Source organism: Peptoniphilus sp. SGI.035 (assembly GCF_050315115.1).
GTDB lineage: Bacteria > Bacillota > Clostridia > Tissierellales > Peptoniphilaceae > Peptoniphilus_A.
The window spans coordinates 1-23,366 of the sequence record NZ_JBNPOJ010000020.1 but is presented as its reverse complement, the minus strand read 5'-3'; the positions used below and the strand labels follow the sequence as shown (position 1 = coordinate 23,366).

Annotated in this window: 34 protein-coding genes and 2 tRNA genes; 26 read left to right on the top strand and 10 right to left on the bottom strand. The window is 28.8% G+C overall.

Translation table 11 applies throughout. From position 1 onward, the window contains the following. Positions 1–148: 148 nt before the first annotated feature. A complete protein-coding gene (lepB, locus tag ACQRC6_RS08360; protein WP_427848539.1) occupies positions 149–667 on the bottom strand; it encodes a signal peptidase I in 519 nt (172 codons plus the stop codon). Between the two features lie 184 nt (positions 668–851). Between lepB and ACQRC6_RS08355 the strand changes: the two genes are divergently transcribed. The 14 genes from ACQRC6_RS08355 to ACQRC6_RS08290 all read left to right on the top strand — a co-directional run bounded on the left by ACQRC6_RS08355 (position 852) and on the right by ACQRC6_RS08290 (position 14,535). Then, entirely contained in the window at positions 852–2,372 is a 1,521-nt protein-coding gene (locus tag ACQRC6_RS08355) for a YifB family Mg chelatase-like AAA ATPase (protein WP_427848538.1), read from the top strand. After that, positions 2,373–3,452 carry a DNA-processing protein DprA gene (gene dprA, locus ACQRC6_RS08350; protein WP_427848537.1) on the top strand — a complete coding sequence of 360 codons (1,080 nt, stop codon included), beginning with the start codon at positions 2,373–2,375 and terminating at the stop codon, positions 3,450–3,452. Positions 3,453–3,477: 25 nt separating this feature from the next. Continuing rightward, a complete protein-coding gene (gene topA, locus ACQRC6_RS08345; RefSeq protein WP_427848536.1) occupies positions 3,478–5,559 on the top strand; it encodes a type I DNA topoisomerase in 2,082 nt (693 codons plus the stop codon). Further along, entirely contained in the window at positions 5,552–6,994 is a 1,443-nt protein-coding gene (locus ACQRC6_RS08340) for a GspE/PulE family protein (protein WP_427848535.1), read from the top strand. The genes topA and ACQRC6_RS08340 overlap by 8 nt, the downstream gene beginning before the upstream one ends. Beyond that, a complete protein-coding gene (locus tag ACQRC6_RS08335) occupies positions 6,991–8,160 on the top strand; it encodes a type II secretion system F family protein (protein ID WP_427848534.1) in 1,170 nt (389 codons plus the stop codon). Before ACQRC6_RS08340 ends, ACQRC6_RS08335 begins: the two co-directional genes overlap by 4 nt. A 9-nt stretch (positions 8,161–8,169) precedes the next feature. Continuing rightward, a complete protein-coding gene (locus ACQRC6_RS08330; RefSeq protein WP_427848533.1) occupies positions 8,170–8,550 on the top strand; it encodes a prepilin-type N-terminal cleavage/methylation domain-containing protein in 381 nt (126 codons plus the stop codon). After that, positions 8,540–9,271 carry a prepilin peptidase gene (locus ACQRC6_RS08325; RefSeq protein WP_427848532.1) on the top strand — a complete coding sequence of 244 codons (732 nt, stop codon included), beginning with the start codon at positions 8,540–8,542 and terminating at the stop codon, positions 9,269–9,271. Before ACQRC6_RS08330 ends, ACQRC6_RS08325 begins: the two co-directional genes overlap by 11 nt. Before the next feature lie 3 nt (positions 9,272–9,274). Beyond that, complete coding sequence (locus tag ACQRC6_RS08320) at positions 9,275–10,558, top strand: hypothetical protein (protein ID WP_427848531.1); 1,284 nt, start codon at positions 9,275–9,277, stop codon at positions 10,556–10,558. 26 nt (positions 10,559–10,584) lie between these two features. Further along, the gene (locus tag ACQRC6_RS08315) at positions 10,585–11,571 is read left to right on the top strand and encodes an AIR synthase family protein (RefSeq protein WP_427848530.1); all 987 of its coding nucleotides are present in this window, start codon (positions 10,585–10,587) and stop codon (positions 11,569–11,571) included. A gap of 68 nt (positions 11,572–11,639) precedes the next feature. Beyond that, entirely contained in the window at positions 11,640–12,977 is a 1,338-nt protein-coding gene (locus tag ACQRC6_RS08310; protein WP_427848529.1) for an N-acetylmuramoyl-L-alanine amidase, read from the top strand. 11 nt (positions 12,978–12,988) lie between these two features. Beyond that, positions 12,989–13,705 (top strand): ribonuclease PH, encoded by a 717-nt coding sequence (gene rph / locus ACQRC6_RS08305; protein ID WP_427848528.1) that lies wholly within the window; start codon positions 12,989–12,991, stop codon positions 13,703–13,705. Further along, on the top strand, positions 13,702–14,286 hold the full coding sequence (gene rdgB / locus ACQRC6_RS08300) for an RdgB/HAM1 family non-canonical purine NTP pyrophosphatase (protein ID WP_293558499.1): 585 nt from the start codon (positions 13,702–13,704) through the stop codon (positions 14,284–14,286). The genes rph and rdgB overlap by 4 nt, the downstream gene beginning before the upstream one ends. A 50-nt stretch (positions 14,287–14,336) precedes the next feature. Then, positions 14,337–14,413: transfer RNA gene (locus ACQRC6_RS08295), tRNA-His, on the top strand. A gap of 35 nt (positions 14,414–14,448) precedes the next feature. Continuing rightward, positions 14,449–14,535 (top strand) — tRNA-Leu (locus ACQRC6_RS08290). A gap of 193 nt (positions 14,536–14,728) precedes the next feature. Here the strand turns inward: ACQRC6_RS08290 and ACQRC6_RS08285 are convergent. The 5 genes from ACQRC6_RS08285 to ACQRC6_RS08265 form a co-directional block, all read right to left on the bottom strand. Continuing rightward, positions 14,729–15,871: a tyrosine-type recombinase/integrase gene (locus ACQRC6_RS08285; RefSeq protein WP_427848527.1), complete on the bottom strand. Its 1,143-nt coding sequence runs from the start codon at positions 15,869–15,871 to the stop codon at positions 14,729–14,731. A gap of 155 nt (positions 15,872–16,026) precedes the next feature. Next, the gene (gene fic / locus ACQRC6_RS08280; protein WP_427848526.1) at positions 16,027–16,593 is read right to left on the bottom strand and encodes a protein adenylyltransferase Fic; all 567 of its coding nucleotides are present in this window, start codon (positions 16,591–16,593) and stop codon (positions 16,027–16,029) included. 13 nt (positions 16,594–16,606) lie between these two features. Further along, on the bottom strand, positions 16,607–16,738 hold the full coding sequence (locus tag ACQRC6_RS08275; protein ID WP_427848525.1) for a hypothetical protein: 132 nt from the start codon (positions 16,736–16,738) through the stop codon (positions 16,607–16,609). A 22-nt stretch (positions 16,739–16,760) separates the two neighbouring features. Next, on the bottom strand, positions 16,761–17,342 hold the full coding sequence (locus tag ACQRC6_RS08270; RefSeq protein ID WP_427848524.1) for an ImmA/IrrE family metallo-endopeptidase: 582 nt from the start codon (positions 17,340–17,342) through the stop codon (positions 16,761–16,763). A 341-nt stretch (positions 17,343–17,683) separates the two neighbouring features. Then, a complete protein-coding gene (locus ACQRC6_RS08265) occupies positions 17,684–18,064 on the bottom strand; it encodes a helix-turn-helix domain-containing protein (protein WP_427848523.1) in 381 nt (126 codons plus the stop codon). A 164-nt stretch (positions 18,065–18,228) separates the two neighbouring features. Between ACQRC6_RS08265 and ACQRC6_RS08260 the strand changes: the two genes are divergently transcribed. The 3 genes from ACQRC6_RS08260 to ACQRC6_RS08250 all read left to right on the top strand — a co-directional run bounded on the left by ACQRC6_RS08260 (position 18,229) and on the right by ACQRC6_RS08250 (position 19,228). Continuing rightward, the gene (locus ACQRC6_RS08260; RefSeq protein WP_427848522.1) at positions 18,229–18,432 is read left to right on the top strand and encodes a helix-turn-helix transcriptional regulator; all 204 of its coding nucleotides are present in this window, start codon (positions 18,229–18,231) and stop codon (positions 18,430–18,432) included. A 23-nt stretch (positions 18,433–18,455) separates the two neighbouring features. Continuing rightward, positions 18,456–18,656, top strand: a complete 201-nt coding sequence (locus ACQRC6_RS08255; protein WP_427848521.1) for a hypothetical protein — start codon at positions 18,456–18,458, stop codon at positions 18,654–18,656. 359 nt (positions 18,657–19,015) lie between these two features. Further along, positions 19,016–19,228 (top strand): hypothetical protein, encoded by a 213-nt coding sequence (locus ACQRC6_RS08250; RefSeq protein WP_427848520.1) that lies wholly within the window; start codon positions 19,016–19,018, stop codon positions 19,226–19,228. Here ACQRC6_RS08250 and ACQRC6_RS08245 read toward each other — a convergent pair. Further along, complete coding sequence (locus ACQRC6_RS08245) at positions 19,190–19,540, bottom strand: helix-turn-helix domain-containing protein (protein ID WP_427848519.1); 351 nt, start codon at positions 19,538–19,540, stop codon at positions 19,190–19,192. The two genes, ACQRC6_RS08250 and ACQRC6_RS08245, sit on opposite strands and share 39 nt — an antisense overlap. Before the next feature lie 144 nt (positions 19,541–19,684). Here ACQRC6_RS08245 and ACQRC6_RS08240 point away from each other — a divergent pair, with 144 nt between their 5' ends. Both ACQRC6_RS08240 and ACQRC6_RS08235 read left to right on the top strand, forming a co-directional pair. Beyond that, positions 19,685–19,813, top strand: a complete 129-nt coding sequence (locus tag ACQRC6_RS08240; protein ID WP_427848518.1) for a hypothetical protein — start codon at positions 19,685–19,687, stop codon at positions 19,811–19,813. Positions 19,814–19,959: 146 nt separating this feature from the next. Beyond that, a complete protein-coding gene (locus ACQRC6_RS08235) occupies positions 19,960–20,115 on the top strand; it encodes a hypothetical protein (RefSeq protein WP_427848517.1) in 156 nt (51 codons plus the stop codon). A 91-nt stretch (positions 20,116–20,206) separates the two neighbouring features. Here the strand turns inward: ACQRC6_RS08235 and ACQRC6_RS08230 are convergent, their stop codons facing one another. Then, positions 20,207–20,575 (bottom strand): helix-turn-helix domain-containing protein, encoded by a 369-nt coding sequence (locus tag ACQRC6_RS08230; protein ID WP_427848516.1) that lies wholly within the window; start codon positions 20,573–20,575, stop codon positions 20,207–20,209. 59 nt (positions 20,576–20,634) lie between these two features. On the opposite strand from ACQRC6_RS08230, the gene ACQRC6_RS08225 reads away from it, so the two are divergent. From ACQRC6_RS08225 to ACQRC6_RS08215, 3 genes are all read left to right on the top strand, one after another. Then, positions 20,635–20,841, top strand: coding sequence for a hypothetical protein (locus ACQRC6_RS08225; protein WP_427848515.1), 207 nt, complete (start codon positions 20,635–20,637; stop codon positions 20,839–20,841). A 139-nt stretch (positions 20,842–20,980) separates the two neighbouring features. Then, a complete protein-coding gene (locus tag ACQRC6_RS08220; RefSeq protein ID WP_427848514.1) occupies positions 20,981–21,133 on the top strand; it encodes a hypothetical protein in 153 nt (50 codons plus the stop codon). A gap of 17 nt (positions 21,134–21,150) precedes the next feature. After that, positions 21,151–21,342, top strand: coding sequence for a hypothetical protein (locus ACQRC6_RS08215; RefSeq protein WP_427848513.1), 192 nt, complete (start codon positions 21,151–21,153; stop codon positions 21,340–21,342). Here the strand turns inward: ACQRC6_RS08215 and ACQRC6_RS08210 are convergent. Together ACQRC6_RS08210 and ACQRC6_RS08205 are read right to left on the bottom strand one after the other, a co-directional pair. Further along, on the bottom strand, positions 21,305–21,580 hold the full coding sequence (locus tag ACQRC6_RS08210) for a hypothetical protein (protein ID WP_427848512.1): 276 nt from the start codon (positions 21,578–21,580) through the stop codon (positions 21,305–21,307). The two genes, ACQRC6_RS08215 and ACQRC6_RS08210, sit on opposite strands and share 38 nt — an antisense overlap. A 232-nt stretch (positions 21,581–21,812) precedes the next feature. Continuing rightward, positions 21,813–22,247, bottom strand: a complete 435-nt coding sequence (locus ACQRC6_RS08205; RefSeq protein ID WP_427848511.1) for a hypothetical protein — start codon at positions 22,245–22,247, stop codon at positions 21,813–21,815. A gap of 74 nt (positions 22,248–22,321) precedes the next feature. Between ACQRC6_RS08205 and ACQRC6_RS08200 the strand changes: the two genes are divergently transcribed. The 4 genes from ACQRC6_RS08200 to ACQRC6_RS08185 form a co-directional block, all read left to right on the top strand. After that, complete coding sequence (locus tag ACQRC6_RS08200; protein WP_427848510.1) at positions 22,322–22,504, top strand: helix-turn-helix transcriptional regulator; 183 nt, start codon at positions 22,322–22,324, stop codon at positions 22,502–22,504. 71 nt (positions 22,505–22,575) lie between these two features. Further along, entirely contained in the window at positions 22,576–22,743 is a 168-nt protein-coding gene (locus tag ACQRC6_RS08195) for a hypothetical protein (protein WP_427848509.1), read from the top strand. Between the two features lie 202 nt (positions 22,744–22,945). Further along, positions 22,946–23,128, top strand: a complete 183-nt coding sequence (locus ACQRC6_RS08190; RefSeq protein ID WP_427848508.1) for a helix-turn-helix domain-containing protein — start codon at positions 22,946–22,948, stop codon at positions 23,126–23,128. A 50-nt stretch (positions 23,129–23,178) separates the two neighbouring features. Beyond that, on the top strand, positions 23,179–23,366 hold a 188-nt coding region (locus tag ACQRC6_RS08185), incomplete at its 3' end, for a hypothetical protein (RefSeq protein WP_427848507.1).

The following is a 23,366-nucleotide window of genomic DNA, read 5'->3' as shown; positions in this document are numbered from 1 at the left end:
ATGTAAAATTGAATGAGGTACTAAATAAAAACAAAAACTCATATTAACTAACTCTGTGTAAAATTTAATAACAAAGATACAGAGATCGGTTAATATGAGCTATAAACATTTTCGCTTTATAAGTAAAAAAATTTTTGATTACATCAAATTAATTTTCATTTATAAATTTTTTAGAATTAAGTGGGAAAATTCTAAAAAATGGCTTAGAAGCCACAGTATTTGTTTTTATAGGTCCAAAATTTCTCGAATCATAGGATCCATTTAAAGTTCTATTATCCCCGAGGACAAATAATTCGTCTTCATTAAGTGAAAAAATTTCTTTATCTGAGTATGTATATGAATTATCTTCTAAATAATATTCATTTAAGCGATTTCCATTTATATAAACAGAGCCATCTATTATTTCTATTTTATCCTTTGGAAGCCCAATAATTCTTTTGATGAGTAGCTTATTTTCATCCTTAGATTTAAAAACTATAATATCACCTCTTTTGTATTCTTTTTTAAATTTATAAAAAGAACTAGATAATATTACATCTTTTGGATGAAGAGTTGGATACATAGATGTTTGATTTACTATTACTACATTAAATACAAAGAATCTGAGAAATAGCGCCAATAAGAAGGCAAATAATATTATTTTAAAATTATGATAGTACTTTTTCATTTTATCTCAATAAAATACCTCCATCTAAATTGTAATAAATAAATAATTAGAAGTCAATTTAAAACACCTCATCTTTAACCATTAATAAAAGGGAAATAATTAATAAAAATGGAAATATTATGAAAGTATTTTCATAAAACATGGTAGAATATAATTAATTAATAGATTAAAAATAGGAGGAAATATGTATTCTTGCACAAAAACTTGCACTTTGACTGGGCTCAATGGATATCCAGTTGATGTTGAAGTTGATCTTTCAAATGGAATGCCCAAAATTATACTAGTAGGACTTGCTGACACTGCAGTAAAAGAATCCACAGAGAGAGTAAAATCGGCAATTAAAAATTCTGGCTACGATTTTCCAAAAAAGAGAATTACAATAAATTTAGCTCCTGCTAATTTGAGAAAAGATGGCACACAACTTGACCTTGCAATTGCGGTGAGTCTTTTAAGTTGTGATGAGAATTTAGAGCTCGACTACAGTCCTTACATATATATGGGTGAACTTGCGCTTGATGGCAAAATAAATAAAATTCAGGGAGCACTTCCCATGATAATTTCAATGCGTGAAAAGGGCTACAAGAAATTTATAGTGCCTTATGAAAATAGAAAAGAATGTGTAATAGTTAGCGATGTTGAAATTTATCCAGTAAAAACTTTAGAAGAAGTAGTTTCCTTTTTAAGAGGAGAAATTAAAATTGAAAGATGTGTTGGCAGTTTTACTAGGGAAAAAGTTTCTTATGAAGTAGATTTTTCTGACATAAAGGGACAGGAAAATTTAAAGAGAGCACTTGAAATTTCTGCCTGTGCAAAATCAAATATTTTAATTTTAGGTTCACCTGGTTCTGGAAAGACAATGGCGGCAAAGAGATTTCCAACTATTTTGCCAGAGCTTGATTTTGAAGAAGCAATAGAAGTAACAAAAATTTATTCAATTTCAGGACTTTTAGATGACAATGCACTTATAACAAAGCCACCTTTTAGAGCTCCTCATCACACAGCATCAGCAGTATCATTAATTGGTGGAGGAAAAATTCCAAAACCAGGAGAAATTTCTCTTGCAAATAAGGGAGTATTATTTTTAGATGAGTTGCCAGAGTTTTCAAAATCAGTTTTAGAAGTGTTGCGTCAACCAATGGAATCAAAGGATATAATAATATCTCGCGCAAATGCCAGCGTTAGATATCCTGCAGATTTTCAACTAATTGTGGCACTAAATCCTTGCCCATGTGGTTATCACAATTCAAAGACTCATGAGTGTAATTGCTCGCCTTATGAAATACAGAGGTATCTTTCAAAAATTTCTCATCCTCTACTTGATAGAATTGATATTCATTTAGAAGTTCCTGAAGTTAAATATAAGGAGATATCTTCTGAAAGATCAGGCGAAAGTTCTGAAGTCATAAGGGAAAGAGTAAAGCATGTTAGAGAAATTCAAAGAGATAGATTTAAAGACGAGTCTTTCAAATACAATTCAGAAATTCCTGAGGATAAATTAAAAAAATACTGTGCGCTAGATAGTAATTCGGAAAAAATTTTGGAGCTTGCTTTTAAAAAATATGGTATGAGTGCAAGGACTTACAATAAAATTTTAAAAATTTCAAGGACTATTTCAGACATGGATGGTTGCGAAAATATTAAAGAGGATCATGTTTTGGAAAGTATACAGTATAGAACTATGGACAAAAAGTTTTGGGGTAATTAAATGGAGAAAAGAGATTTACTAATTTTTTTAAATGGAATAAATTTTTCTAGCGAAAATTCTTTAAAGATTTTGAATTATTTAATGGACAATAATATTCCAATTGAAGATTTTGATAAAATTGATTTTTTTGAAGAAAAAGTTCTTTCAAAGAGAAGTTTCGACAGATTAATGGAAAAAGCCCCAGAGTTTGAATTAATTATTGATAAAGTCAAGGAGAAAATCACCTCAATTGGAGTTAAAATTATTACAATTTTAGATGATGAATTTCCAGAATCTCTTAGATACATAATAGATCCACCTTCAGTTTTATATGTAAAGGGGAATTTAAAAATATATAATCCAATTGCCTTTGTTGGTGCAAGAAGTCATTCTTCTTATGGCAATATGGCTGTAAATAAAATAATTGATGCCATAAGCAGTTTTGATTTTACAATTGTAAGTGGGATGGCTTATGGAATCGATTCTCTCTCACATAAAAGAGCATTGCAAAATAATTTAAATACAATCGCAGTTTTGGGTACGGGAATTGATGTAATTTATCCAAAGTCAAACAAGGCATTATATGAAGAAATTTCAAAAAAAGGTGCAATAATTAGCGAATTTGCTTTGGGGACAGGTGCGAATAAATTTACCTTTCCAATGAGAAATAGAATTATTTCAGGTCTTTCAAAAGCTGTTGTAGTGGTAGAGGCAAAGGATAAAAGTGGAAGTTTAATAACTGCAAGACTTGCTGCAGAACAGGGAAAAGAAGTTTTTGCAGTTCCAGGTAATATTACTTCAATTTATTCTGTTGGAACAAATAAGTTAATTCGCGATGGTGCAATTCCTTTAGTTGAAGTAAAGGATATTTTAGATTATTATCCAGATCTAAATAAAAATAAGGTCAACGAAGAAAATGTTGAAATGGATGTAGAAGAATTAGCTGTGTATAATTTAATTCAAAGGGGAATAAATAACACTAACGACATTTGCAATAATTTAGATAATGAGGTATTTTATATAAACAAGATATTGACAAAATTGGAACTTAGAGGCATTATAGAAAAAATTTCTATGAATGAATTTCAAATTTTAAAATAGATTTTAGGAAGAGGGAGATGGTATTTTGGCAAAAAATCTAGTAATTGTCGAGTCACCAACTAAGGCAAAGACAATAAAAAAAATGCTTGGAACAAATTATAAAGTAATTGCATCAGTTGGTCACGTTAGAGATTTACCAAAATCAAAGCTTGGTATTGATATAGAAAATAATTTTGAACCACAGTATATGAACATATATGGCAAGGGACCTCTTATTAAGGAAATTAAATCTGAGGCTAAAAAGGCTGACAAAATAATTCTTGCAACCGACCCCGATAGAGAGGGAGAAGCAATTTCTTGGCACCTTTCATATATTTTGAAAATGGATCCAGATGACAAGAATAGAGTTACCTTTAATGAAATAACTAAGGACACTGTAAAAAGAGAAATTAAAAATCCAAGGGCAATTGACATGAATCTTGTGGATGCTCAACAAGCGAGGCGTGAATTAGATAGGCTTGCAGGTTATCAAATTTCTCCATTATTGTGGAAAAAAGTAAAGGCTGGTCTTTCTGCTGGAAGAGTCCAATCTGCAGTTTTAAAATTAATATGCGACAGAGAAGAGGAGATAAATAATTTTATTCCTGAAGAGTACTGGACTATTCAAGCAGATTTAAGAGTTGGAAGAAAAAAACTTTTAGCTGATTATTATGGAATAAAAGAAAGTGGAAAAGCTAAAAAAGTTGAATTAAAATCAGAAGATGATGCAAATAATGTACTTAAAAATATTGATAAGGAAAATTTTATTGTTGATTCTGTAAAAAAGGGAAAGAGAGCAAGGAAGTCTCCAAATCCTTTCACAACTTCAACTATGCAACAAGACAGCTCAAGGAGAATAAATTTTTCAACAAAAAAAACTATGATGGTAGCTCAAAGACTTTACGAAGGAATAAAACTTCCAAAAGAAGGTTCAGTAGGTCTTATAACTTATATGAGAACGGATTCTACGAGAATTTCTGCTGAAGCACAAAATGCCTGCCTCAACTTTATAGAAAATAATTATGGAAAAGAATATTTAGGGAAAAAGCACGCACCGAGTAAAAAGAAAAATGAAAATATTCAAGATGCTCACGAGTGTATTAGACCTACGGATGTTACAAAAACACCATATTCTATTAAGGACTCTCTATCAAAGGATGAGTTTAAATTATATTCATTAATTTGGAGTAGGTTTGTAGCATCGCTAATGGCAGATGCTGTTTATGACACAGTTTCCGTAGATATTCTTTCAAAAGCTCAATTATTTAAAGTTGCAGGTTCAATTTTATCTTTTGATGGTTTTTTAAGAGTCTATAACTATTCAAATGAAAAAAATACAGAAATTCCACTGCTTGAAGAAGGACAAATTTTAAAATTAAAAGAGATAAACAAGGAACAACATTTTACAAATCCGCCTCCAAGATACAATGAAGCATCGCTAATAAAAGAACTTGAAGCCTTGGGAATAGGGAGGCCTTCAACTTATTCACCTACTATTTCAACTCTTCAAAGTAGATACTATGTAGTTCTTGAAGAGAAAAAATTTGTACCAACAGAATTGGGACAAACAGTAAATGAAATTCTAGTTGAAAATTTTAAAAATTTAGTAGATAAAAAATTCACTGCAGAAATGGAATTTGAATTAGACGAAATTGCTGCAGGTAAAAAACAATGGAAAGAGTTAGTTAGATCCTTTTATGATGGTTTAAAAAAGGATTTAGACAAAGCTTATGAAAATATAGAAAAAGTCGAAATAGAAGATGAAGTCTCTGATGAAATCTGCGAAAAATGTGGACTAAACATGGTTATAAAAATGGGAAGATATGGAAAGTTTTTGGCTTGTCCAGGTTTTCCAGAGTGTAGAAATACTAAGTCACTTGTAGAAAAAATTGGCGTTAAATGTCCAGAATGTGGCAAGGGAGAAATTGTGGTTAAAAGAAGTAAAAAGGGAAGAATTTTTTATGGATGCGACCAATATCCTAAGTGCGAATTTGTATCTTGGAATAAACCTATAAACGAAAGATGTCCAAAATGCAATAGTATTTTAACAGAGATGAAATCCAAAGGTAAAAAGATAATTAAGTGTAGCAATAATACTTGCGATTATAGGAGAGATGAAAGTGAGTAATTTTTCTTTTGATATTAAAAGTATATTTGGCGAAAATTATTGCCGAAAGAATTTCGTTGCTCCAGCAAGAGAAGAAGGGGACATAGTTGTCTTCTACTCTTTACATATTGACGAAATTTTAAAATACAATCTTCAAGAAAAATTGCATAGGAAAGTAATTTTAGAGGAAAGTTCTAAGGATAAAATTTTAAGTGAATTAGATAAAATATATAGAGATGAGAAAAAAGATTTTCTAATAGAAGATATTAATTCAAGTTATGAGGATTTGTCAACAAGTAATATCGATGAAAAGGAAGATTCTCCTGCGGTTAGACTTTTAAACTATATTTTAAGGGAAAGTGTAGAAAGAAATGCCAGTGATATTCATATTGAGCCAAGATTTGAAAATATTATCGTTAGAATAAGAATTGACGGTGCATTAAATACATTAATTGAGCTTCCAAAAAAGATTTATCCCCATCTTGTAACTAGAATAAAAATTCTTTCAGAATTAGATATTTCAGAAAAAAGACTTCCTCAAGATGGTAGATTTAGTTTTAACTTTAATGGTGAAAAGATAGACATTAGAGTTGCCACGACACCTACGGGAACTGGTGAAAAAATAGTTTTAAGAATTTTAGACATTCAAAGAATTTCTTACACACCAGAAGGAATAGGCCTTGTGGGTGAAAATTATAAAAAAGTAATAAACTTAATTAGTCAGCCTTCGGGATTAATTTTAATTTGCGGACCAACATCTTCGGGCAAGACGTCGACGCTTTATACGCTTTTGCGAAAAATACAAGATGAAGACATAAATATTATGACAATTGAAGACCCTATTGAATATAAAATTGATGGGATAAACCAAATCGAAGTAAATCAAAACACTGGGCTTTCCTTTGAAAAGGGATTAAAAGCTATACTGAGAATGGACCCTGATAAAATAATGATTGGTGAAATTAGAAATGAAGATACAGCTCATATTGCAATTTCATCCTCAATTACGGGGCACTTAGTTTTGTCTACTCTTCACACTGAAAATTCTCCAGCATCAATAGGAAGGCTTATTGACATGGGAATTGAGCCCTATTTGATTTCTGCTGGTTTAATTGGTGTAATTTCACAAAGACTTATAAGAAAATTATGTCCTCATTGTAGAGAAAAAATAAAAAACACAAGTCCACTTATTGACAATGAATTTATATATAGAGCAAGGGGTTGTGAAAAGTGCAATGGCGGTTATAGTGGAAGAATAGCGGTCTTTGAAATTATGATTATAGATAGTGAAATTCGCGAAATGATAAGTAGACGTGAAAGTATAAAAAACATTAAAAATTTAGCAATAGAAAAGGGTATGAACACCTTGTCAAGTGAGATTTTAAGTTTAATAAAAAAAGGTGAAACAACTTTTGAGGAGTATTTTAAACACATAAATACTGTTGGGGAATTATGATTTATAAGTATAAGGCCTTTAGAGGTAGTGAAAAAATCAAGGGAAGCATCGATGCAGTAAGTATTAAAGATGCAAAGGTAAAATTAAAAAGAGAAGGACTTCGACCAATAAAAATTGAAGAAAACATTGAATCAAGCAATTCCTTTGATTTTAAAAGAAAGCTTAAAAATGAAGATCTTTACATTTTATTTAGACAACTTGCTCTATTAATAAATTCAGGAATTAATATTGAAAATGCCTTTGAAATTTTAATCTGTGAATTTTCTGAAGATAAGAGTAAAATATTAAGTAATATAAGGGATAATCTCAGAAGCGGAGTTTCTCTATCTGAATCTATGGAAAAAACTCACGCTTTTCCAAATCTTGTCATTAACATGATATATGTTGGAGAAAACACATCAAGTCTTGGCAAAATTTTTAACAGTTTGTCAAATTATTACATAAAAAAGAGAGAGACAAACTCAAAAATCATTGAAGCTTTGGCTTATCCAATTATCCTTTTGATTACTTCAATTTTTGTAATAAATTTTTTGATTATTAATGTAATACCAAACTTTAGTGAAATTTTTAGTTCAAATGATAATTTATTGCCACTTCCAACAAGAATTTTATTAAATATTTCAAATTTTATGTATAAAAATTATATTTACATAATTTTAATTTTTTTATCTTTAATAGTTTTTACATTAATATATCACAGAAAAAATCCGAGAACCTTTCACAAACTGTTCTTGAAATCAAAATATTATAGAATGACAAAGAGTTTAAAATTTACATTTAACATGGATCTACTTCTTGGGGCAGGACTTACAATTGATAGAAGTCTTGAAATTCATTTAAATATGGAAAACAATGTCGTACTAAAAAGTAAATTTTTAGAAATTTTAAAAAATATAAAATCTGGAGAGTCTTTTTATAATAGCGCTGCTAAAATAAATGTATTTCCAAAAATTCTAATTTCAATGATTCATGTTGGAGAAGAATCTTCAAACTTAAAAGAAGTTTTTAGAGTGACGTCTGGATTTTATGATGAAGAATTAAATAACTACAATAAGAAATTTTTAGGGATTCTCGGTCCAATTTTAATAATAATTATGGCATTGATAATTGGATTCATAGTGTTATCAATTGCATTACCAGTTTTCGATATGGTAAATCAATTTTAGGAGGCTTATATGAAGATACAAAATAAAAAGAAGGGTTTTACACTAATTGAACTCGTAATTGTAATAGCAATTATTGCAATATTAATTTCAATCGCAGCTATGAAGTATAGCACGACAAACCTTGCAGCAGAAGCGGCAGCACACAATGCTAATGTAAAAGTTTTAAAGAGTGCAGGAATTTTATATTTAATCGATCATCCTGATGAAAAAAACATTAATATTGAAAACTTAAAACCATATATTGAAAGTGGAAAAATTCCTAAGCCCGCAAAACATTTAGGCAAGGGGACTGCATTTACAGTTACTGCAACAGAAGATGGAGATGTAGTTGTTAAACCAGGCATTGTAAAAGTATCAAATAATTCCTTAGTAGAAGATAATGGAAAATAATTTTCATAAAATTTTACTGATTTTTTTGGTTTTTATGCTTGGAGGTTCCATTGCATCTTTTTATCATTTATTTGTCAATAGAAGAGAAAAAAATGAAGATTTTATATTTGCAAGGAGCCACTGCGACCATTGTAATAGAAAATTAGCATTATATGAAATCATTCCTGTTTTTTCTTATATTTATCTTAAGGGAAAATGCAAAAGTTGCGGAGAAAAAATTGGTATAGACAAATTTTTTACAGAAATTTTAATTTCGATTCTTTCTGTTTTAATATTTTTAAAATATGGAATATCACTGTATACTATTTTATTTATTGTTATAATTACAGTGGCGACTTTTATTGGAATAATAGACTTTAAAACAGGATATATTTATAATATAGACCTTTTTATAATTTTAGTTTTTACTTTGCTTTTAAAATTTTTTGCAGAAGAAAATATTTTTAATTCTCTAAAATTTTCGCTTGGAATAGGTCTATTCTTTTTTATGCTGTATAAATTCACTGAGATGATGGGACTTGGAGATGTTTATTATTCCTTTATAATGGGATTTTTTGCGAATAATTTATTAGAAGCCTTTAATTTATTTAAGGATTCCTTTTTAATAGCAGCAGCATTTTCTTTAATTTTAATTTTATTAAAGAAAAAAAGTTTTAAAGATTCCATTGCCTTTGGACCTTTTATTAGCATATCTATTATTATTTTCATATTGTGCAGGTGAATTATGTATCAAAAAAAGATTATTAAATTTATAATAAAGGATGGATTTATAAAAATTAATAAAGATATAAAAGAAGAGTTAAAGATTGCCCTGCCTTACAGAATTTATAGAGATGGTGAAATATTAGATTATCATCATTTTTACTACAAATTTAGTAAAATTATGGAGAAAATTAATTTTAACAGGAAGGATAAACTAATTTTAATATTTGACTCTTCTTCTTTTATTCACATTAATTATAAAATCCCGGAAATTGATGAAAGGGAGATAAGGGATTTTCTTAAATTAGAACTTGAAGATTATGGAGACTTTGATCTATTAAAATATGAAATTTTTTACGATTTTATAAAAGAAGATGATATCTTAAATTTGTCAATTGATTTAGTTCCAGTAAATTTAATTTCAAAAATAAAAGAAATTTTTGAAAAATTAGAGATTTCAAACTATGAAATAATTCCAGAACCGCAGTCTATAAATAAAGATGGAAAATATGTTGAACTTTCTCCAACATATATAAAATTAATTTCTGTAAAAAATAATTTAGTGAATTTTTATGAAAAAATTTACGATACAAATTTTGAAAAATTAATTGAAGAAAATAAGTTAGAAGAACAAAATGCCTCTAATATAATAAATCTTCGCTATGACCCTGAAGAATCAAAGATTGATGAGGATTTTTTGTTTAAATACAAAAATTATTTTACAAATTATATTAGTAAAATAGAAAATTTTGCAAAGGGTGAAAAGATAAAATTATTTGGAAATATTTGTGATTCAGAAATTATTAAAGAAATTTTTAAAAAATTTAGTAACCTAGAATATAATCTCTTAGACGAAGATATACACAATAAAATTTCTATAAAAAAAGATGAAAGAGAAAAGAATAGTGTCAAAAAGAAAAATTTTATAAATTTAATTCTAGCATTTTCTATGGCTTTAATAATAATTTTTAATTTAGTATATTTTTTAAATCTTAAAAAAGAAAATGAGATTAAAATAGCAAATACACCAGATGTAAAAAAAGAAGAAGTTGTAGAAACTGATATGTCTAGTGATAAATTTCAGGAGAGAAATAAAATTTTTATAGATAAGATTTCTGAAATTCAAAAACTTGAGGATAAAAATTTAATAATAACAAACTATTCCTTTGACGGTGGCAAGATTACAGTTAGGGGAATAGTAAAGAACGAGGAATATTTTAATAAGGTTTTTAAAAACATAAATATTCTCAGCAAGAATATTTATATGGAGAATGGATTTTATAAATTTGAAATGCAAATTAAATAATTGTAAAATCCAATAGGGGTGTTAATTTGGAAATAGGAAAATTAAAAGCAGAGTTGTTGGAAAAATATATTTTCAATAACTTGAGTTCAAATAGAGAAGAAGTAATTGTAAAAAGCGGAACTGGCTTAGACAACGCAGTTTTAGATTTTGGTGGAGATTTAATTGTCGCATCCACAGATCCCATAACAGGTGCATCAAAAAATATTGGCTCTTTGGCGATAAATGTATCTGTAAACGATGTAAGTTGTCAATGTGCAGACCCAGTAGGAGTTTTAATGACAGTTTTAATTCCGCCAAGTGCAACAATAGATGACTTGAAAAAAATTATTGATGATGCAAATAGGACGGCAACTAAATTAAATGTAGATATAGTCGGCGGCCACACAGAAATAACGGATGCAGTAAATAAAATTTTAATCTCAACTACAGTTTTGGGAAGGGTTAATAAAGATATTAGACCAGATATAAAAAGCATTAAACCAGGAGATGTGATTGCAGTTTCAAAATATATTGGCATAGAGGGCACAAGTATTATTGCTCATGATAAGTCTAATGTAAGAGAAGTTTTAAATGAAGAAGAATTAAAACTTGCCCTATCATTATCTGACGAAATTTCAGTTTTAAAAGAATCAAGAATTGCATCAAAATATGGAGTAAAGCATATGCACGACATTACTGAGGGCGGATTGTATGGAGCACTTTGGGAAACAGGTGTAGCAATAGATTATGGTCTAGCTACTTATTATGATGACATTCCAGTGCTTGATGTAACGAAAAAAGTTTCAAAATTTTATGAAATTGATCCTATGAGACTTATTTCGAGTGGGAGTATGCTAATGATTTTTGACAAAGATAAATTTAATGAGTTTAAAAAAGAAACAGAAAATGAGGGAATAAAAGTTACAAAAATTGGCGAAGTAGTTAAAGAAAATAAGACAGTAGTAGTGTTTAATGACAAAACACTAACTTTATCAGAACCAGGCTCTGATGAGCTTTATAAAATCATTGACTAAATATTACAATTTGGTTACAATATTGACAAATTAGTTAATGAAATATAAACTTTAACTAGGTGAAATATATGAAAAAAATTATCAAAATATCAATATTATTTATAGCAATGCTTATTATGCCAGTATTTGCAGCAAATATTTTTTCTGTGAGTATTGGTAATAGTGCTTTTAAAGTTAAAGAAGCAGGCGTTTTAGTCAATAAAGAAACGCTAAAAACTGAATTTTCTCCATACATAAAAGATGGAAGGACTTTTGTGCCTATTCGTGAAATCACAGAAAAACTTGGTGCTAATGTAAAGTGGAATTCAAAGGACAAAAGTATAATAATTACTTTAAATGGCGATGTAATTAATATGCAAATTGATAATCCAAATGTAACAATTAATGGAAAGGAAATATCACTAGATGAAGCACAAGCTCCACAACTTGCACTATATAAAAGTCCGCGAAGAGAAACTAAGACAATGGTACCTCTTAGATTTATTTCAGAAACCTTTGGTTACGAAGTAAATTGGAACAATGAAAAAGTGAGAGCGGAAATTAGCACGGTGTCATCAAAATCAATTACAGAGGAAACTAAAAAGAAAAATTCTGAAATAAAAACAAGTAGTAAAAATAATAAAAACTCCACTGACAATAAAAAATCTAATGTTAAGTCAGTATCGATTTTCGATAGCAACTATTTTCAATCAAATGTAGAAAAAAGGGAAACTAATAATATAAAAAGCCAAATAAATAATGGAAATGAAGACAAAATATTTGAAGAAGCAGATCTTGATTTAAAAGATAAAAAGAATAAAGTAATTAAAGACAAAATTGAAATAAATGGCAAGTTAAATATTATTATTGACCCTGGACATGGAGGTAAAGATTCAGGTGCAATTGCACTCGATGGATATACTTATGAAAAGGACTTAAATTTGTTGGTTGCTGAAAGTTTAATGGAAAAATTAAATTCAAATCCAGAGATAAACGCAACAATAACAAGGACAAGAGATGAGTATGTCAAACTTTTAGATAGAGCATCTGTATCTAATGATAAAAATGCTGATTTGTTCCTTTCAATTCACTTCAACAGTTCCGATAATTCAAGTGCAAAGGGGATTGAAGTTTTGTATGCCTCAGAAAATAATATTTCAATAAAGGATACTGTTCAAAAACATTTTGCAAATTGTTTACAAAAAGCGCTTATAAAGGAAACTGGCGCCGTTGATCGAGGAATTAAAAATAGACCAGCTATAATTGTATTAAATAAAACAAAAAATGTTTCTGCACTAGCTGAGTTAGGATTTTTATCAAATGAAAGTGATTTAGAAACAATAAAAGACCCTGATTACATTGATAAATTAGCTAGAGGACTCTATAATGGAATAGAAGACTACATGAATAGCTATGTTATTAAATAAGAAAGGGAATTATGAGAGAAGATAGACAAAACGACGAAATAAGACCAATTAGAATAACGCCAAATTATTTGGAACATCCAGATGGTTCTGTATTAATTGAATGGGGAGAAACAAAAGTTATTTGTACAGCGATGATTGAAAATAAAGTCCCTGCATTTTTGAGAGGAAAGAATAAAGGATGGCTTTCAAGCGAATATTCAATGCTTCCTGGTTCAACGCCAACAAGAAAAGTAAGAGATATCTCAAAGGGAAAACTTGATGGAAGAAGCAGTGAAATTTCAAGATTAATTGGAAGGTCACTTAGGTCATGCATAGATTTAGATAAAATTGGAGAAAGAACGATATGGATCGACTGCGATGTCATTTCAGCTGACGGAGGAACAAGAACCGCATCTATAACAGGATCTTACATTGCACTTAAAATTGCAGTAAAAAAAGCATTAGAAAGCGGAAAATTCAAAGAAAATCCAATAGTTTCTAAAATTGCTGCAATTAGTGTAGGAAAAGTTGGCGGAATAAATTTAGTGGACTTAGATTTTAGGGAAGATTCAAATGCTGATGTTGACCTAAATGTTGTCATGAACGATGAATTTGAACTAATAGAAATTCAAGGTACTGGCGAAGGTGATACTTTTTCAGTTGAAGAACTAAATGAATTTTTAAAGGGCGCTAAAAGAGGAATTGAAGATATTTTTAAATATTTTGAAATTGTGGAGAAGTATATATGAGAGAATTAGTTTTATCCACTGATAATATTAATAAGTTGAGAGAAATAAGGGAAATTTTACAAGATTTGGACGTAAAAATTTATGGGAAATCCGATATAGAAGGGTTGGATTTTGAAGTAATAGAAGACGGCGACACTTTGTATGACAATGCACTAAAAAAAGCAAGTGCAATAGCAGATAGAGTTAATTACGCAGTTTTAGCAGATGACACGGGTTTATTTGTAAAATCACTTAATGGAGAACCTGGAGTTCATTCTGCAAGATATGCATCAGAGCATGATGACAAAAAAAATAGAGAGAAGTTATTAGATAATCTCAAAGACAAAGACGACAGAAGTGCATATTTTAAAACACAAATAATTTTAATCGATGAAGATAAAAATATTATTCCCATTGAAGGAATTTGCAGTGGTAAAATTTCACTTGAAGAAAAAGGCGACAATGGATTTGGTTACGACAGCATCTTTATACCAGAAGGATTTGACAAAACATTTGCAGAAATGAGTCATGAAGAGAAAAATAAAATTAGTCATCGAGCAAGAGCATTAAAGAATCTTCGAGATAAACTTTTAATATTGTAAAAAATAATTGACAATAGATATATAATTTGTTAATATATATATTGTTCGTGGTGGGTATGGCCTAGCTGGTTAAGGCGTCAGATTGTGGTCCTGAAGATCGTGGGTTCGATTCCCACTATCCACCCCACAATATATTGAAGTGTCTTAGACACTTCTTTTTTTGCTAGAGTGGCGGAATTGGCAGACGCACCAGACTCAAAATCTGGCGGTCGCAAGATCGTGTGGGTTCAAGTCCCACCTTTAGCACCAAAGAATTTGTATTTACCTGTGTTTTACAGTTATTTTCTAAAATGGGTTAAAATAGCTGTTTTGCACAGGTATTTTTTTATATACTTTTTTTAAAATTACTCTATTTTTTTATATTTTACTGCCTTTTTCTATGTTTTTCTAAAATTTTTACACCAATTTTACACCAACTTTTACACCAAAAATAAACTATATTTTATAATGAAAAAACATTGTTATTTGTGATAATATCAATTGCTTTTTGTTTTTGTTGATCCGATATGTGAGTGTAAATATTCATTGTTGTAGAGTAATCACTATGCCCTGCTAAGACTTGTGCTATTTTAGGTGGAATGTTATTCTCGGCAAGCCTTGTTATATAGGTATGCCTTAATGCGTGGAATGTTTTATATTCAATTCCATTATCTTCACATATCTTTTTTAATCTTCTTGTAGGTCGTTTAGCTTCTATATATCCGCCTGTTTCACTAGGAAACATTAAATCATTAGGGTTGAACTTAAAACCACTTTTCAGCCTTAATTCATTAACTCTTGCAATATTTCCTTTAAGAATTTTTATTGATTGAGCGGGTAGGGGAATACTCCTATATGAAGCCTTGGTTTTTAAAACATCAATTTTATATTCTGTTGAAATGTTGTCTTCTTCAATTGAAGTTACCCTTTTATATTGCTTGTTTATGTTTAAAAAGTTATCTTTTAAATCATTGATTGTTAAAGCTATTGTTTCGCCTTTTCTCAATCCTGCTATCATGCTTGTATAAATAATTAAATCAACAGAATTAGTAAAATCTAAATTATTTAAAATAACTTTTTGCTCTTGTAATGTATAGGCATCTCTCTTTTCCTTATCAGCTGTGATAATAATATTAGCAAAGGGATTATTTTTTACTAAATTATTATTTAAACAATACTTATAAAAAGAATTAATATGAGAAATAACTTTTTTGACAGTGCTATCTGTATTGTTATTTAAAAGTTCTTTAACATATTTTTCAGCTATAAAAGGAGTAATTTCTGAGATATCAATTGTTTCAATGCTATATCCTTTAATTCTTTTATTTAAGGTTGTTACATATTCAAACAAAGTGTTATCAGTAGTTTTGCCTTTTTTGACAGCGTAGACCCAATCATGATATAATTGCCCTAAGCTGTTTGAGTTGAATGGATTCAAGTATAAATCTTTATATTTTTCAATCCATTCATCTCTTTTTTCTATCAAGTCATATTTTTTCTTAGAGCTGAAGCTTTTTCTAATAGTTTCACCATTATATAAAACAACATCACATCTAAAATAACCTCTTTTGTCTTTATAAATTTTACCTACTTTGACATTGTACATTTTTTATAACCTCCAATTATTGTAAATTAAAGATTATATGCTATAATTAAATTGCGACATAAAAAGATAGCACATATCTTTTAGGGAGCTTGCATTATGCAGGCTTCTTTTTTTGTTACATAAAATTTGAATGTATTTATTACATCTTTCATTTTTTATTTATCTAAATTTTCTATATTGTAATTGTATAAGCCTTCGTAATAATAAGAGTTTTGTATTCCGCGCATAAAAACTTGTCTGCTATTTATATCTTTCGTTATAGCTGACTTTAATAAATGTTTTATCTCAAGAGTATTTACTGGAGATCTTTCCATTGCATTGAGATATTCATATTTATCAACTTTTGCCCAGTCAATACAGACTTTTAAATTTTTCTTAAAAATCAAATCAAGCCATATTCTTGTTGCTCTTCCGTTGCCCTCTCTAAAAGGATGTGCAACATTCATTTCTACATATTTTTCTATTATTTCATCAAAGGTATTTTCGGGCATTTGTTCGATTATTTTTAGGTTTTCATTTAAAAATAAAACTGGTGCAAATCTGAAATTGCCTTTTGAAAGGTTTACATTTCTTATTTGACCAGCAAAATCAAATATATCTTGAAATAAATATTTGTGAATTTCTTGTAATCCCTTTGTAGTACCTACTTCAATTTCATTTATTAAGTTGCTGTCCCAGAGTTCTATTGAACGTTTCTTTGATAATAATTCTTCATTTTTCATTCTTTTAACTCCTCTATTTACATCTCTTTGAATAAACTCCCACCATTTGACCAAGTATTAGAATATTTTTGTGGTCTTGTTTGGAAACAATTATAGGTTCATAGTTTTTATTGCAAGGCTGCAAAATCAGCATATCTATTTCCATATTATAATAAATTATTCAGTATTCATCTATTTTCAAAATTGAACTTATTTAAGATTAATGAATGCTTTGTATACTGTATTACATCTTGTAATGACATTGATTTTTCATTTTCTATTTTCTGATTAAAATTCTCTATTTCGTCTAAAAATATTTTTCGCATATTATAAGCTCTATAACTAACTCCATAAACATTTAAGACATAATTTGGTGGGAACTTTGCCGTTTTATACATCATTTTTCTAGGCATTAATAGTTCTCCTGCGAAGGCATCTGCTGATTTTTCTTTTATAAAGCTACTTAGATATTTATATTTTGTATGATGCAGTAAAAATATATGGCCTAGTTCGTGGGCGAGTGTAAATCTTTGACGAGCCAAGTCAAAATTAATATCATCAATTGCTATTACATATTTGCTGGTAATGCCATTGTAAATACTATATCCATCTAAGCCTAATAAGTCTTCTTTAACAACTTTTATATCAGGTCTATAATTTATAATATCTTCAACATTTATAGGTAGTAGCCTTTCTTCATATGAAATTTTTTTATGTATGTAGTGAGCCATACTCACGGCGTAGTGTAAATTGTAATTAAGTAAGTTCATAATATCAAATCTTTGTTCTTTAATAGTTAAAAAAATATATAGGGAATATAGATCCCGTATATTTATATGTAATAAAAAATTGGTTCTTATTCTTATATTTTATATTAGTATGCAAAAAAGCTCTGCACAAAATTGGTACAGAGCTTTTTGTCTTAGTGCTGTTCTAGAAACAGCATATCATTATTTTCGTGATGAATTAATCATCGTGTACCAATATTATAACATTGTGTTAAAAATTGTCAAATTAAAAATAAATCTTTTCAAATTTTTCTTTAATCTTCTAAGTCAGAAATAAATTCACTTTTATTATTAATGTCTTTAAAATCCATATAATACCAACTTTATTTATCTTTATCTTTATCTTTCTCTTCAAAAAAAGACGCTTTAATCATTCTAAGCATAACTTCTTTTTGTTCTGGTGTGAGGTTTTTATTGGCTCTATATAGTACAGAAATACCTTCTGGAAAGTCTTCTTCTAGTTCTTCAGCTTTGGAATTAGTCTTTATAGATTGATTAGGATTTGATGAGCGACCTAATAAGTAATCCGTAGTTACATTAAAATAATCAGCAAACTCAGAAATAGTATTAATATCTGGTTTTCTAACACCATTTTCATATTGTGACAAAGTTACATTGCTAATATTTAATATTTTACTTAATTCCAGTTGAGACAAATTATTTTTCATTCTCAATTCTCTTAGTCGTGTTTGAAAGTTTCCCATAAATTCCCTCTTAATCAATAATTTAACAAAATGTTAATCCTTTTATTTAATTTTAACATAATATTAAAGTTATTCAACTAAATTAACAAAAAGTTAAAATAACTATTGACTTTAACAAATCGTTAAGTTATAATTGATTTAACAAATTGAGAAAGAGGTGAAACATGAAAACTATAGTTGAATTAAGAGAGAAAAAGGGATTATCTCAACACCAATTAGCATCAATGCTTGGAATTTCGAATGCTTCTTTGCATTATTATGAAACTAATCAAAGATATGTTCCAAAAGATATTGCTGAAAAAATTTCAAGTATATTTGAAGTTGAAGTAAATGATATTTTTTTGCCTCAAAAATTCTCGTTTCGTTAAAAAATCAAACGAAGGAGGATGTTATGGATGAAAGAAAACAAATAACGCTCCGATTGCCTAATGAGCTTTACGAAGCGTTAGAAAAGGTGATAGGAATGGAAAAGGATAAAAGGTTCACAAATGCAAAAAGAGCCTTTCGGCTCTTTTTGCTTGGGCTTATAAGCTGGGAGAGGTTAGGATTGAGATTTGAGGTAATTAATCTCATTCAATCGTACAACTGTTAGTGGCAATTGTCCTCTAATTTGGAAAGTTCGTTGAGTAACTAACCATTTTGTTAATTAATTTTATCATCAAATAGCAAAAACTTCAAGTACACCAACGGTAATTTCTTTTAGTATTTATTTATATTAGGTAGATCCACTAAATCTAAAATTACTCAACCATACTAAAGTTTTTTGCAAATGATGACTAATTAATTACTAAATCATTTGTTTTTTAGTAATTGACACAAAATGGTAACTATCATTAAAAATATTGTTATTTTTTCGTATAGACTCAACTCTTTTTCCTTTCTCAAAAAGCCTGTTGGTAGGTCTATTATAGCATTGTTATTTTATTTATTAAATAGATTAGGAGGTAAGGAATGGAAATTAAAACAAAAAAAGACCTTGTTATCAAACAAGAGCCTTGTGAGGAGGATATTGAAAAATTAATAAAAAATATTATTGATTTATCAGATGAAGAAGAAAAATTGATATTTATAGGTTTTTTAAATGGATTTTATTTTTCTTTGGAAATGAAGAAAATATATAACAACTTACTTAGTGAGGTTATTCATAAAGTAATCAAGAGCTGATTTTCTTATATCTTTAGGTAGTGAAAAGTAGGCTTTTAATATGTCTATTTCCAATGGATCAACATTATTTTTAGATATAAGTTCATCAAGGGATATGCCATCATTTGCTATAAACATTTCTCCTTCGCCAGTTCTTAACCAGTCTTCGTTTACATTGTATGTTAAACAGATTAGTTTAATTGTTTGGTCAGTTACGCTATTTTTACCATTTTCAATGTTAGAAATAGCAAATCTTGACAATCCTATTTTTTCACCGAATTTTTCTCCTGATAAGCCTAGCGCTTGTCTTAGTTCTTTCACTCTTTCATTCATGATGATTCCTCCTTATATATTAAGTATAAGTGAGAGTTGAAAAAAAATCAATAAAAATGTTTTAAAAAGCTACAAAAACTATTGACAATGTTTTGAAAAGCTATTATAATGTAGATATAATCAACAGAGAGAGGAGGGAATAAAATGAGTGATAATAAAAAGAAGCCTAACAACAACTTAATAAAACTAGCTCTAATAACATCAGTTATAGGACTTGTAACCCAAATAATTGAGTTGTTGGTCAAGCTTCTTGAATTAGTAAAGGGAAATTAAAATCCCTTTACTAAGAAGATTATAACTCATTTTTTGTATATATGAAAGACATAGATAAATTAGAAAAAGTTTTAAAGGCTTTAATTGTTATATCAATTATTAATTTGATTTTAACTGTTATAGGCGTTTTGAAGTAGGGGGGAATTATGGCAGAGATTAAAATAATTCTTGATAAAGAAGAACAAAAAGAAAAAGAAGAGTTAGAAAGGTCTATTGAGTCTTTAGATAGAGATTTGAAATTAAAGTTTAAAGGCTTTCTTGAGGGATTAAATTTCATTGGAGCTGGTAAAAATGAAAATTGATAATAAAAAAGACCTTGTTATCAAACAAGAGCCTTGTGAGGAGGATATTGAGGAAGTTATTAATATGTTAGAGCCTTGTGACTTAAAGCTTTTATATTTCTTTGTCCTTGGTATTCTTAGCACAAGAGGCTATAAAGTCATCAATGGCTGATTTGTTGGCTTCTGACAGTTCCAGATAGGTTTTAACTAATTCTAGTTGGAAGTCTGTTAGATTATGACGTCTTTGAAGTTCTTTTAAGTAATCTTGTGGGGTTTCATTAAACATTGAGCCTTCGCCAGTTCTTAACCAGTCTTCATTTACATTATATGTTAAACAGATTAGTTTAACATTTGATTCGCTAACACCGACTGCCCCATTTTCTATTTTAGAGATTGCAGCACGATTTAAGCCGATGTTTTCTCCAAATTTTTCTCCTGATAAGCCTAAGGCTTTTCTTAGTTCTTTTACTCTTTCGTTCATGATTATTCCTCCTTATGTATTAAGTATAAGCGAGAAATTAAAAAAAAGCAAGAAAAAAGTTGAAAAAAGATACAAAAACTATTGACAATGTAGAAAAAAGATATTATAATGTATCTAAAGTAAACATAGAGAGGAGGAAAAGAATGAGTGATAATAAAAAAGATGACCAACTTATAAAGCTTGCATTAATAACTGCGGTAATCAGTTTAATTGAAAAGCTTATAGAGTTAGTCATCAAAATCATAAATTTAGTAGGGGGAAATTAAAACCCCTTACTAAAAAGATTATAACTCATTTTTGGAATATATGAAAGATAATTTAGAAAAAGTTTTAAAGGTTTTAATTATTGTATCAGTTATTAATTTGATTATAACTGTGATAGGTGTTCTGAAGTAGGAGGGAATTATGGAAAAGAAATATAAAAAGAACTACGAACAAAGTGAAGAAGATAAAATTGCTAAGGAAATTAAGAATTTAAAGCCTGAGGATCTTGAGAAGATGTTTTATATTATGCAAGGCATGAGGATTGCTGAGAAGAGTTTGAAGATGGCTATGTAAATAGTTAGGAGGATGTTATGGAAGATTTGATTAAATTAGCATATAAACGTTCTGATGATGATTTTAAAAAAGAAGCTGTTAAAGAATTTAAAAAAGAAATATCTAACATGACTGAGGATGATTTGGTAGGGCATCTACAGACTGTTAGATATAACATAGTTGAAAATAAATTTACTTTTCTCTTTGATTTTGTTGCTGATAAAGAGTAGACAATTTTTCAGTAATTGTAAATTCAAAAGTTCTATCTTTTATGACATCATAAGTGGTTTTTTTGAAATTATCCGATATTCCAATTATTAATCCTTGTTCGTTTAAAGCTTCTAGTGATGTTGATAGGTTGAAAAAATCATCAAGATTTTTAGCGGTTAATTTGATGATTTTATCGCAAGGATTATCATACTTATTAAAAATTATATTTAGATATTTCATTTGATTTGGTGTAAGCATTAAATCACCTCCTTATGGTGATTACAGCATAAATAAAAGTTAAGAAAAGATTATAGGGAGAGTAAATAAAAATCAAACGAAGGAGGAAGTTATGTGAGAGATAAACTTGATGATTTATTATTGGATGTACAATTATTTGTTGATCAGTTAATAGATCATAGAGATGATTGGTGGTATTTGATAATTTTTAATTTTTTAATTCCGCTAATAGTTTCAGTAGGGACAGCCATTTCTACAGTGTTTTTATTAAAGAAGTTAGCCATATTGTAAGAAGGGTTGTTAGAAATGCTATGAGCATTGGAAAAAAGAAAGATCTAATAAATTCAGACATGCGTTTTTCACGAGATGAAGTTTTATAGTTTTGGAGAAAATTTTTACCTAGGTCGCTTACGTAGTAATAACCTGTAAATTCTGAACTTGTAACTTTAGTTTTTTTGTCTTCAAGATGAACATATTCTTTATTTAGGTATGAGGTGTTATCGATAGGTAGTTGTATTCTGCCGTTAAAGTGCCTTGAATAGTTTTGTTCACTCAAGCAATCCAACCTATATTTAGTTGAGTATTTTTCATCCGGATATTTTTTCATAATTTCATTTATGTGTACTTTTGTGTGTTTATTTATATATTTTAGAATCTTTATATCATAAGTTTCTAGATTTTCTAACATTTGATTGGATCTCCTTTATAGTATGTTAATAACTTTATTATACAATATGTAGTATTTTTGAACAAGGAGGACAAATGAATAGACTAAAGGAATATAGGCTAAAGGCTAAAATAAGCCAAAGAGATTTATCAAAGATTACTGGAATATCTGAAGGTAGATATAACCACTATGAAATTGGGAGAAGGGAACTTCCAGTGAGTATTGCCAAGAGGATTGGAGAAGTGCTGAAGATTGAATGGTGGAAGTTGTATGAATGATTTATTAGATTAGGAGTAATTTGAGGTGATTATAGCATAAGGGGTTTGAACGTAGTTATAGGAGGTGGAAGATGGAAGAGATAATAAAAGAACTTAGAGAAATAAAAGAATTGCTCCGTATTATTGCGAGTAATACAGAGCAAAATGAAGATTTAATTGATTTAGATGATTTTGCTGAGCGTGCTAATCAAAAGCTCTCTAAAATCATTAATGCAAGTATTGTAAATGCCGATAGCTAATTCTTCGATAGAAATTTTTTTGTTATTTGAATCTATATTAAGATTTGCTTTAAATTTCTCAATATATTTTTCATCGGAGTAATAATTTAAAAATTCAGCATTTACGATTTTTGATATTTCTTCTTTGTTCATAAAAATCACCTCCTTATTGTGATTATAGCATAAGGGGTTTGAATTAGAGTAGTTATAGGGGGTGGGAAGTATGACAATGGAAAATTTGACTACAGAAGAAGAAATTAGAATTGCAATGAAAAGAAAGGGCTACACATACAAAAAGTTAGCTGATGAAATGGGAATTAGCATTAGTTATGTGTATGAGCTTGTTAAAGGTAATAGTGGAAATATAAAAAGAATTAATGATATGAGAAAAATATTAGGAATTTAAATTTTTATTTAATCAGAATTACTATGAAAAAATATTAAAGGAGGGAACAAATGACTTTATTAAGTTTTTCAGAGTTTTATGAAAAATATTCTCAACAATTAGGAATTGGTAGGGATAGTTTAAGAAAAATAGTTAGAAAGAAAGACTTCCCTAAAATTCAAGTTGGGAACAGAGTGAAAATTATAGAAGAAGGCGTTGAAGATTATTTCCTCAACGCTCGTGGATTAAAAGTAAATTA

Excerpts from the sequence above, each read along its gene's own strand:
- lepB (WP_427848539.1), bottom strand. The coding sequence starts at position 667 with ATGAAAAAGTACTATCATAATTTTAAAATAATATTATTTGCCTTCTTA.
- ACQRC6_RS08355 (WP_427848538.1), top strand. The coding sequence starts at position 852 with ATGTATTCTTGCACAAAAACTTGCACTTTGACTGGGCTCAATGGATAT.
- dprA (WP_427848537.1), top strand. The coding sequence starts at position 2,373 with ATGGAGAAAAGAGATTTACTAATTTTTTTAAATGGAATAAATTTTTCT.
- ACQRC6_RS08335 (WP_427848534.1), top strand. The coding sequence starts at position 6,991 with ATGATTTATAAGTATAAGGCCTTTAGAGGTAGTGAAAAAATCAAGGGA.
- ACQRC6_RS08330 (WP_427848533.1), top strand. The coding sequence starts at position 8,170 with ATGAAGATACAAAATAAAAAGAAGGGTTTTACACTAATTGAACTCGTA.
- ACQRC6_RS08325 (WP_427848532.1), top strand. The coding sequence starts at position 8,540 with ATGGAAAATAATTTTCATAAAATTTTACTGATTTTTTTGGTTTTTATG.
- ACQRC6_RS08320 (WP_427848531.1), top strand. The coding sequence starts at position 9,275 with ATGTATCAAAAAAAGATTATTAAATTTATAATAAAGGATGGATTTATA.
- ACQRC6_RS08310 (WP_427848529.1), top strand. The coding sequence starts at position 11,640 with ATGAAAAAAATTATCAAAATATCAATATTATTTATAGCAATGCTTATT.
- rph (WP_427848528.1), top strand. The coding sequence starts at position 12,989 with ATGAGAGAAGATAGACAAAACGACGAAATAAGACCAATTAGAATAACG.
- rdgB (WP_293558499.1), top strand. The coding sequence starts at position 13,702 with ATGAGAGAATTAGTTTTATCCACTGATAATATTAATAAGTTGAGAGAA.
- ACQRC6_RS08285 (WP_427848527.1), bottom strand. The coding sequence starts at position 15,871 with ATGTACAATGTCAAAGTAGGTAAAATTTATAAAGACAAAAGAGGTTAT.
- fic (WP_427848526.1), bottom strand. The coding sequence starts at position 16,593 with ATGAAAAATGAAGAATTATTATCAAAGAAACGTTCAATAGAACTCTGG.
- ACQRC6_RS08275 (WP_427848525.1), bottom strand. The coding sequence starts at position 16,738 with ATGGAAATAGATATGCTGATTTTGCAGCCTTGCAATAAAAACTATGAA.
- ACQRC6_RS08270 (WP_427848524.1), bottom strand. The coding sequence starts at position 17,342 with ATGAACTTACTTAATTACAATTTACACTACGCCGTGAGTATGGCTCAC.
- ACQRC6_RS08265 (WP_427848523.1), bottom strand. The coding sequence starts at position 18,064 with ATGGGAAACTTTCAAACACGACTAAGAGAATTGAGAATGAAAAATAAT.
- ACQRC6_RS08260 (WP_427848522.1), top strand. The coding sequence starts at position 18,229 with ATGAAAACTATAGTTGAATTAAGAGAGAAAAAGGGATTATCTCAACAC.
- ACQRC6_RS08255 (WP_427848521.1), top strand. The coding sequence starts at position 18,456 with ATGGATGAAAGAAAACAAATAACGCTCCGATTGCCTAATGAGCTTTAC.
- ACQRC6_RS08250 (WP_427848520.1), top strand. The coding sequence starts at position 19,016 with ATGGAAATTAAAACAAAAAAAGACCTTGTTATCAAACAAGAGCCTTGT.
- ACQRC6_RS08245 (WP_427848519.1), bottom strand. The coding sequence starts at position 19,540 with ATGAATGAAAGAGTGAAAGAACTAAGACAAGCGCTAGGCTTATCAGGA.
- ACQRC6_RS08240 (WP_427848518.1), top strand. The coding sequence starts at position 19,685 with ATGAGTGATAATAAAAAGAAGCCTAACAACAACTTAATAAAACTAGCT.
- ACQRC6_RS08235 (WP_427848517.1), top strand. The coding sequence starts at position 19,960 with ATGGCAGAGATTAAAATAATTCTTGATAAAGAAGAACAAAAAGAAAAA.
- ACQRC6_RS08230 (WP_427848516.1), bottom strand. The coding sequence starts at position 20,575 with ATGAACGAAAGAGTAAAAGAACTAAGAAAAGCCTTAGGCTTATCAGGA.
- ACQRC6_RS08220 (WP_427848514.1), top strand. The coding sequence starts at position 20,981 with ATGGAAAAGAAATATAAAAAGAACTACGAACAAAGTGAAGAAGATAAA.
- ACQRC6_RS08215 (WP_427848513.1), top strand. The coding sequence starts at position 21,151 with ATGGAAGATTTGATTAAATTAGCATATAAACGTTCTGATGATGATTTT.
- ACQRC6_RS08210 (WP_427848512.1), bottom strand. The coding sequence starts at position 21,580 with ATGCTTACACCAAATCAAATGAAATATCTAAATATAATTTTTAATAAG.
- ACQRC6_RS08205 (WP_427848511.1), bottom strand. The coding sequence starts at position 22,247 with ATGTTAGAAAATCTAGAAACTTATGATATAAAGATTCTAAAATATATA.
- ACQRC6_RS08200 (WP_427848510.1), top strand. The coding sequence starts at position 22,322 with ATGAATAGACTAAAGGAATATAGGCTAAAGGCTAAAATAAGCCAAAGA.
- ACQRC6_RS08195 (WP_427848509.1), top strand. The coding sequence starts at position 22,576 with ATGGAAGAGATAATAAAAGAACTTAGAGAAATAAAAGAATTGCTCCGT.
- ACQRC6_RS08190 (WP_427848508.1), top strand. The coding sequence starts at position 22,946 with ATGACAATGGAAAATTTGACTACAGAAGAAGAAATTAGAATTGCAATG.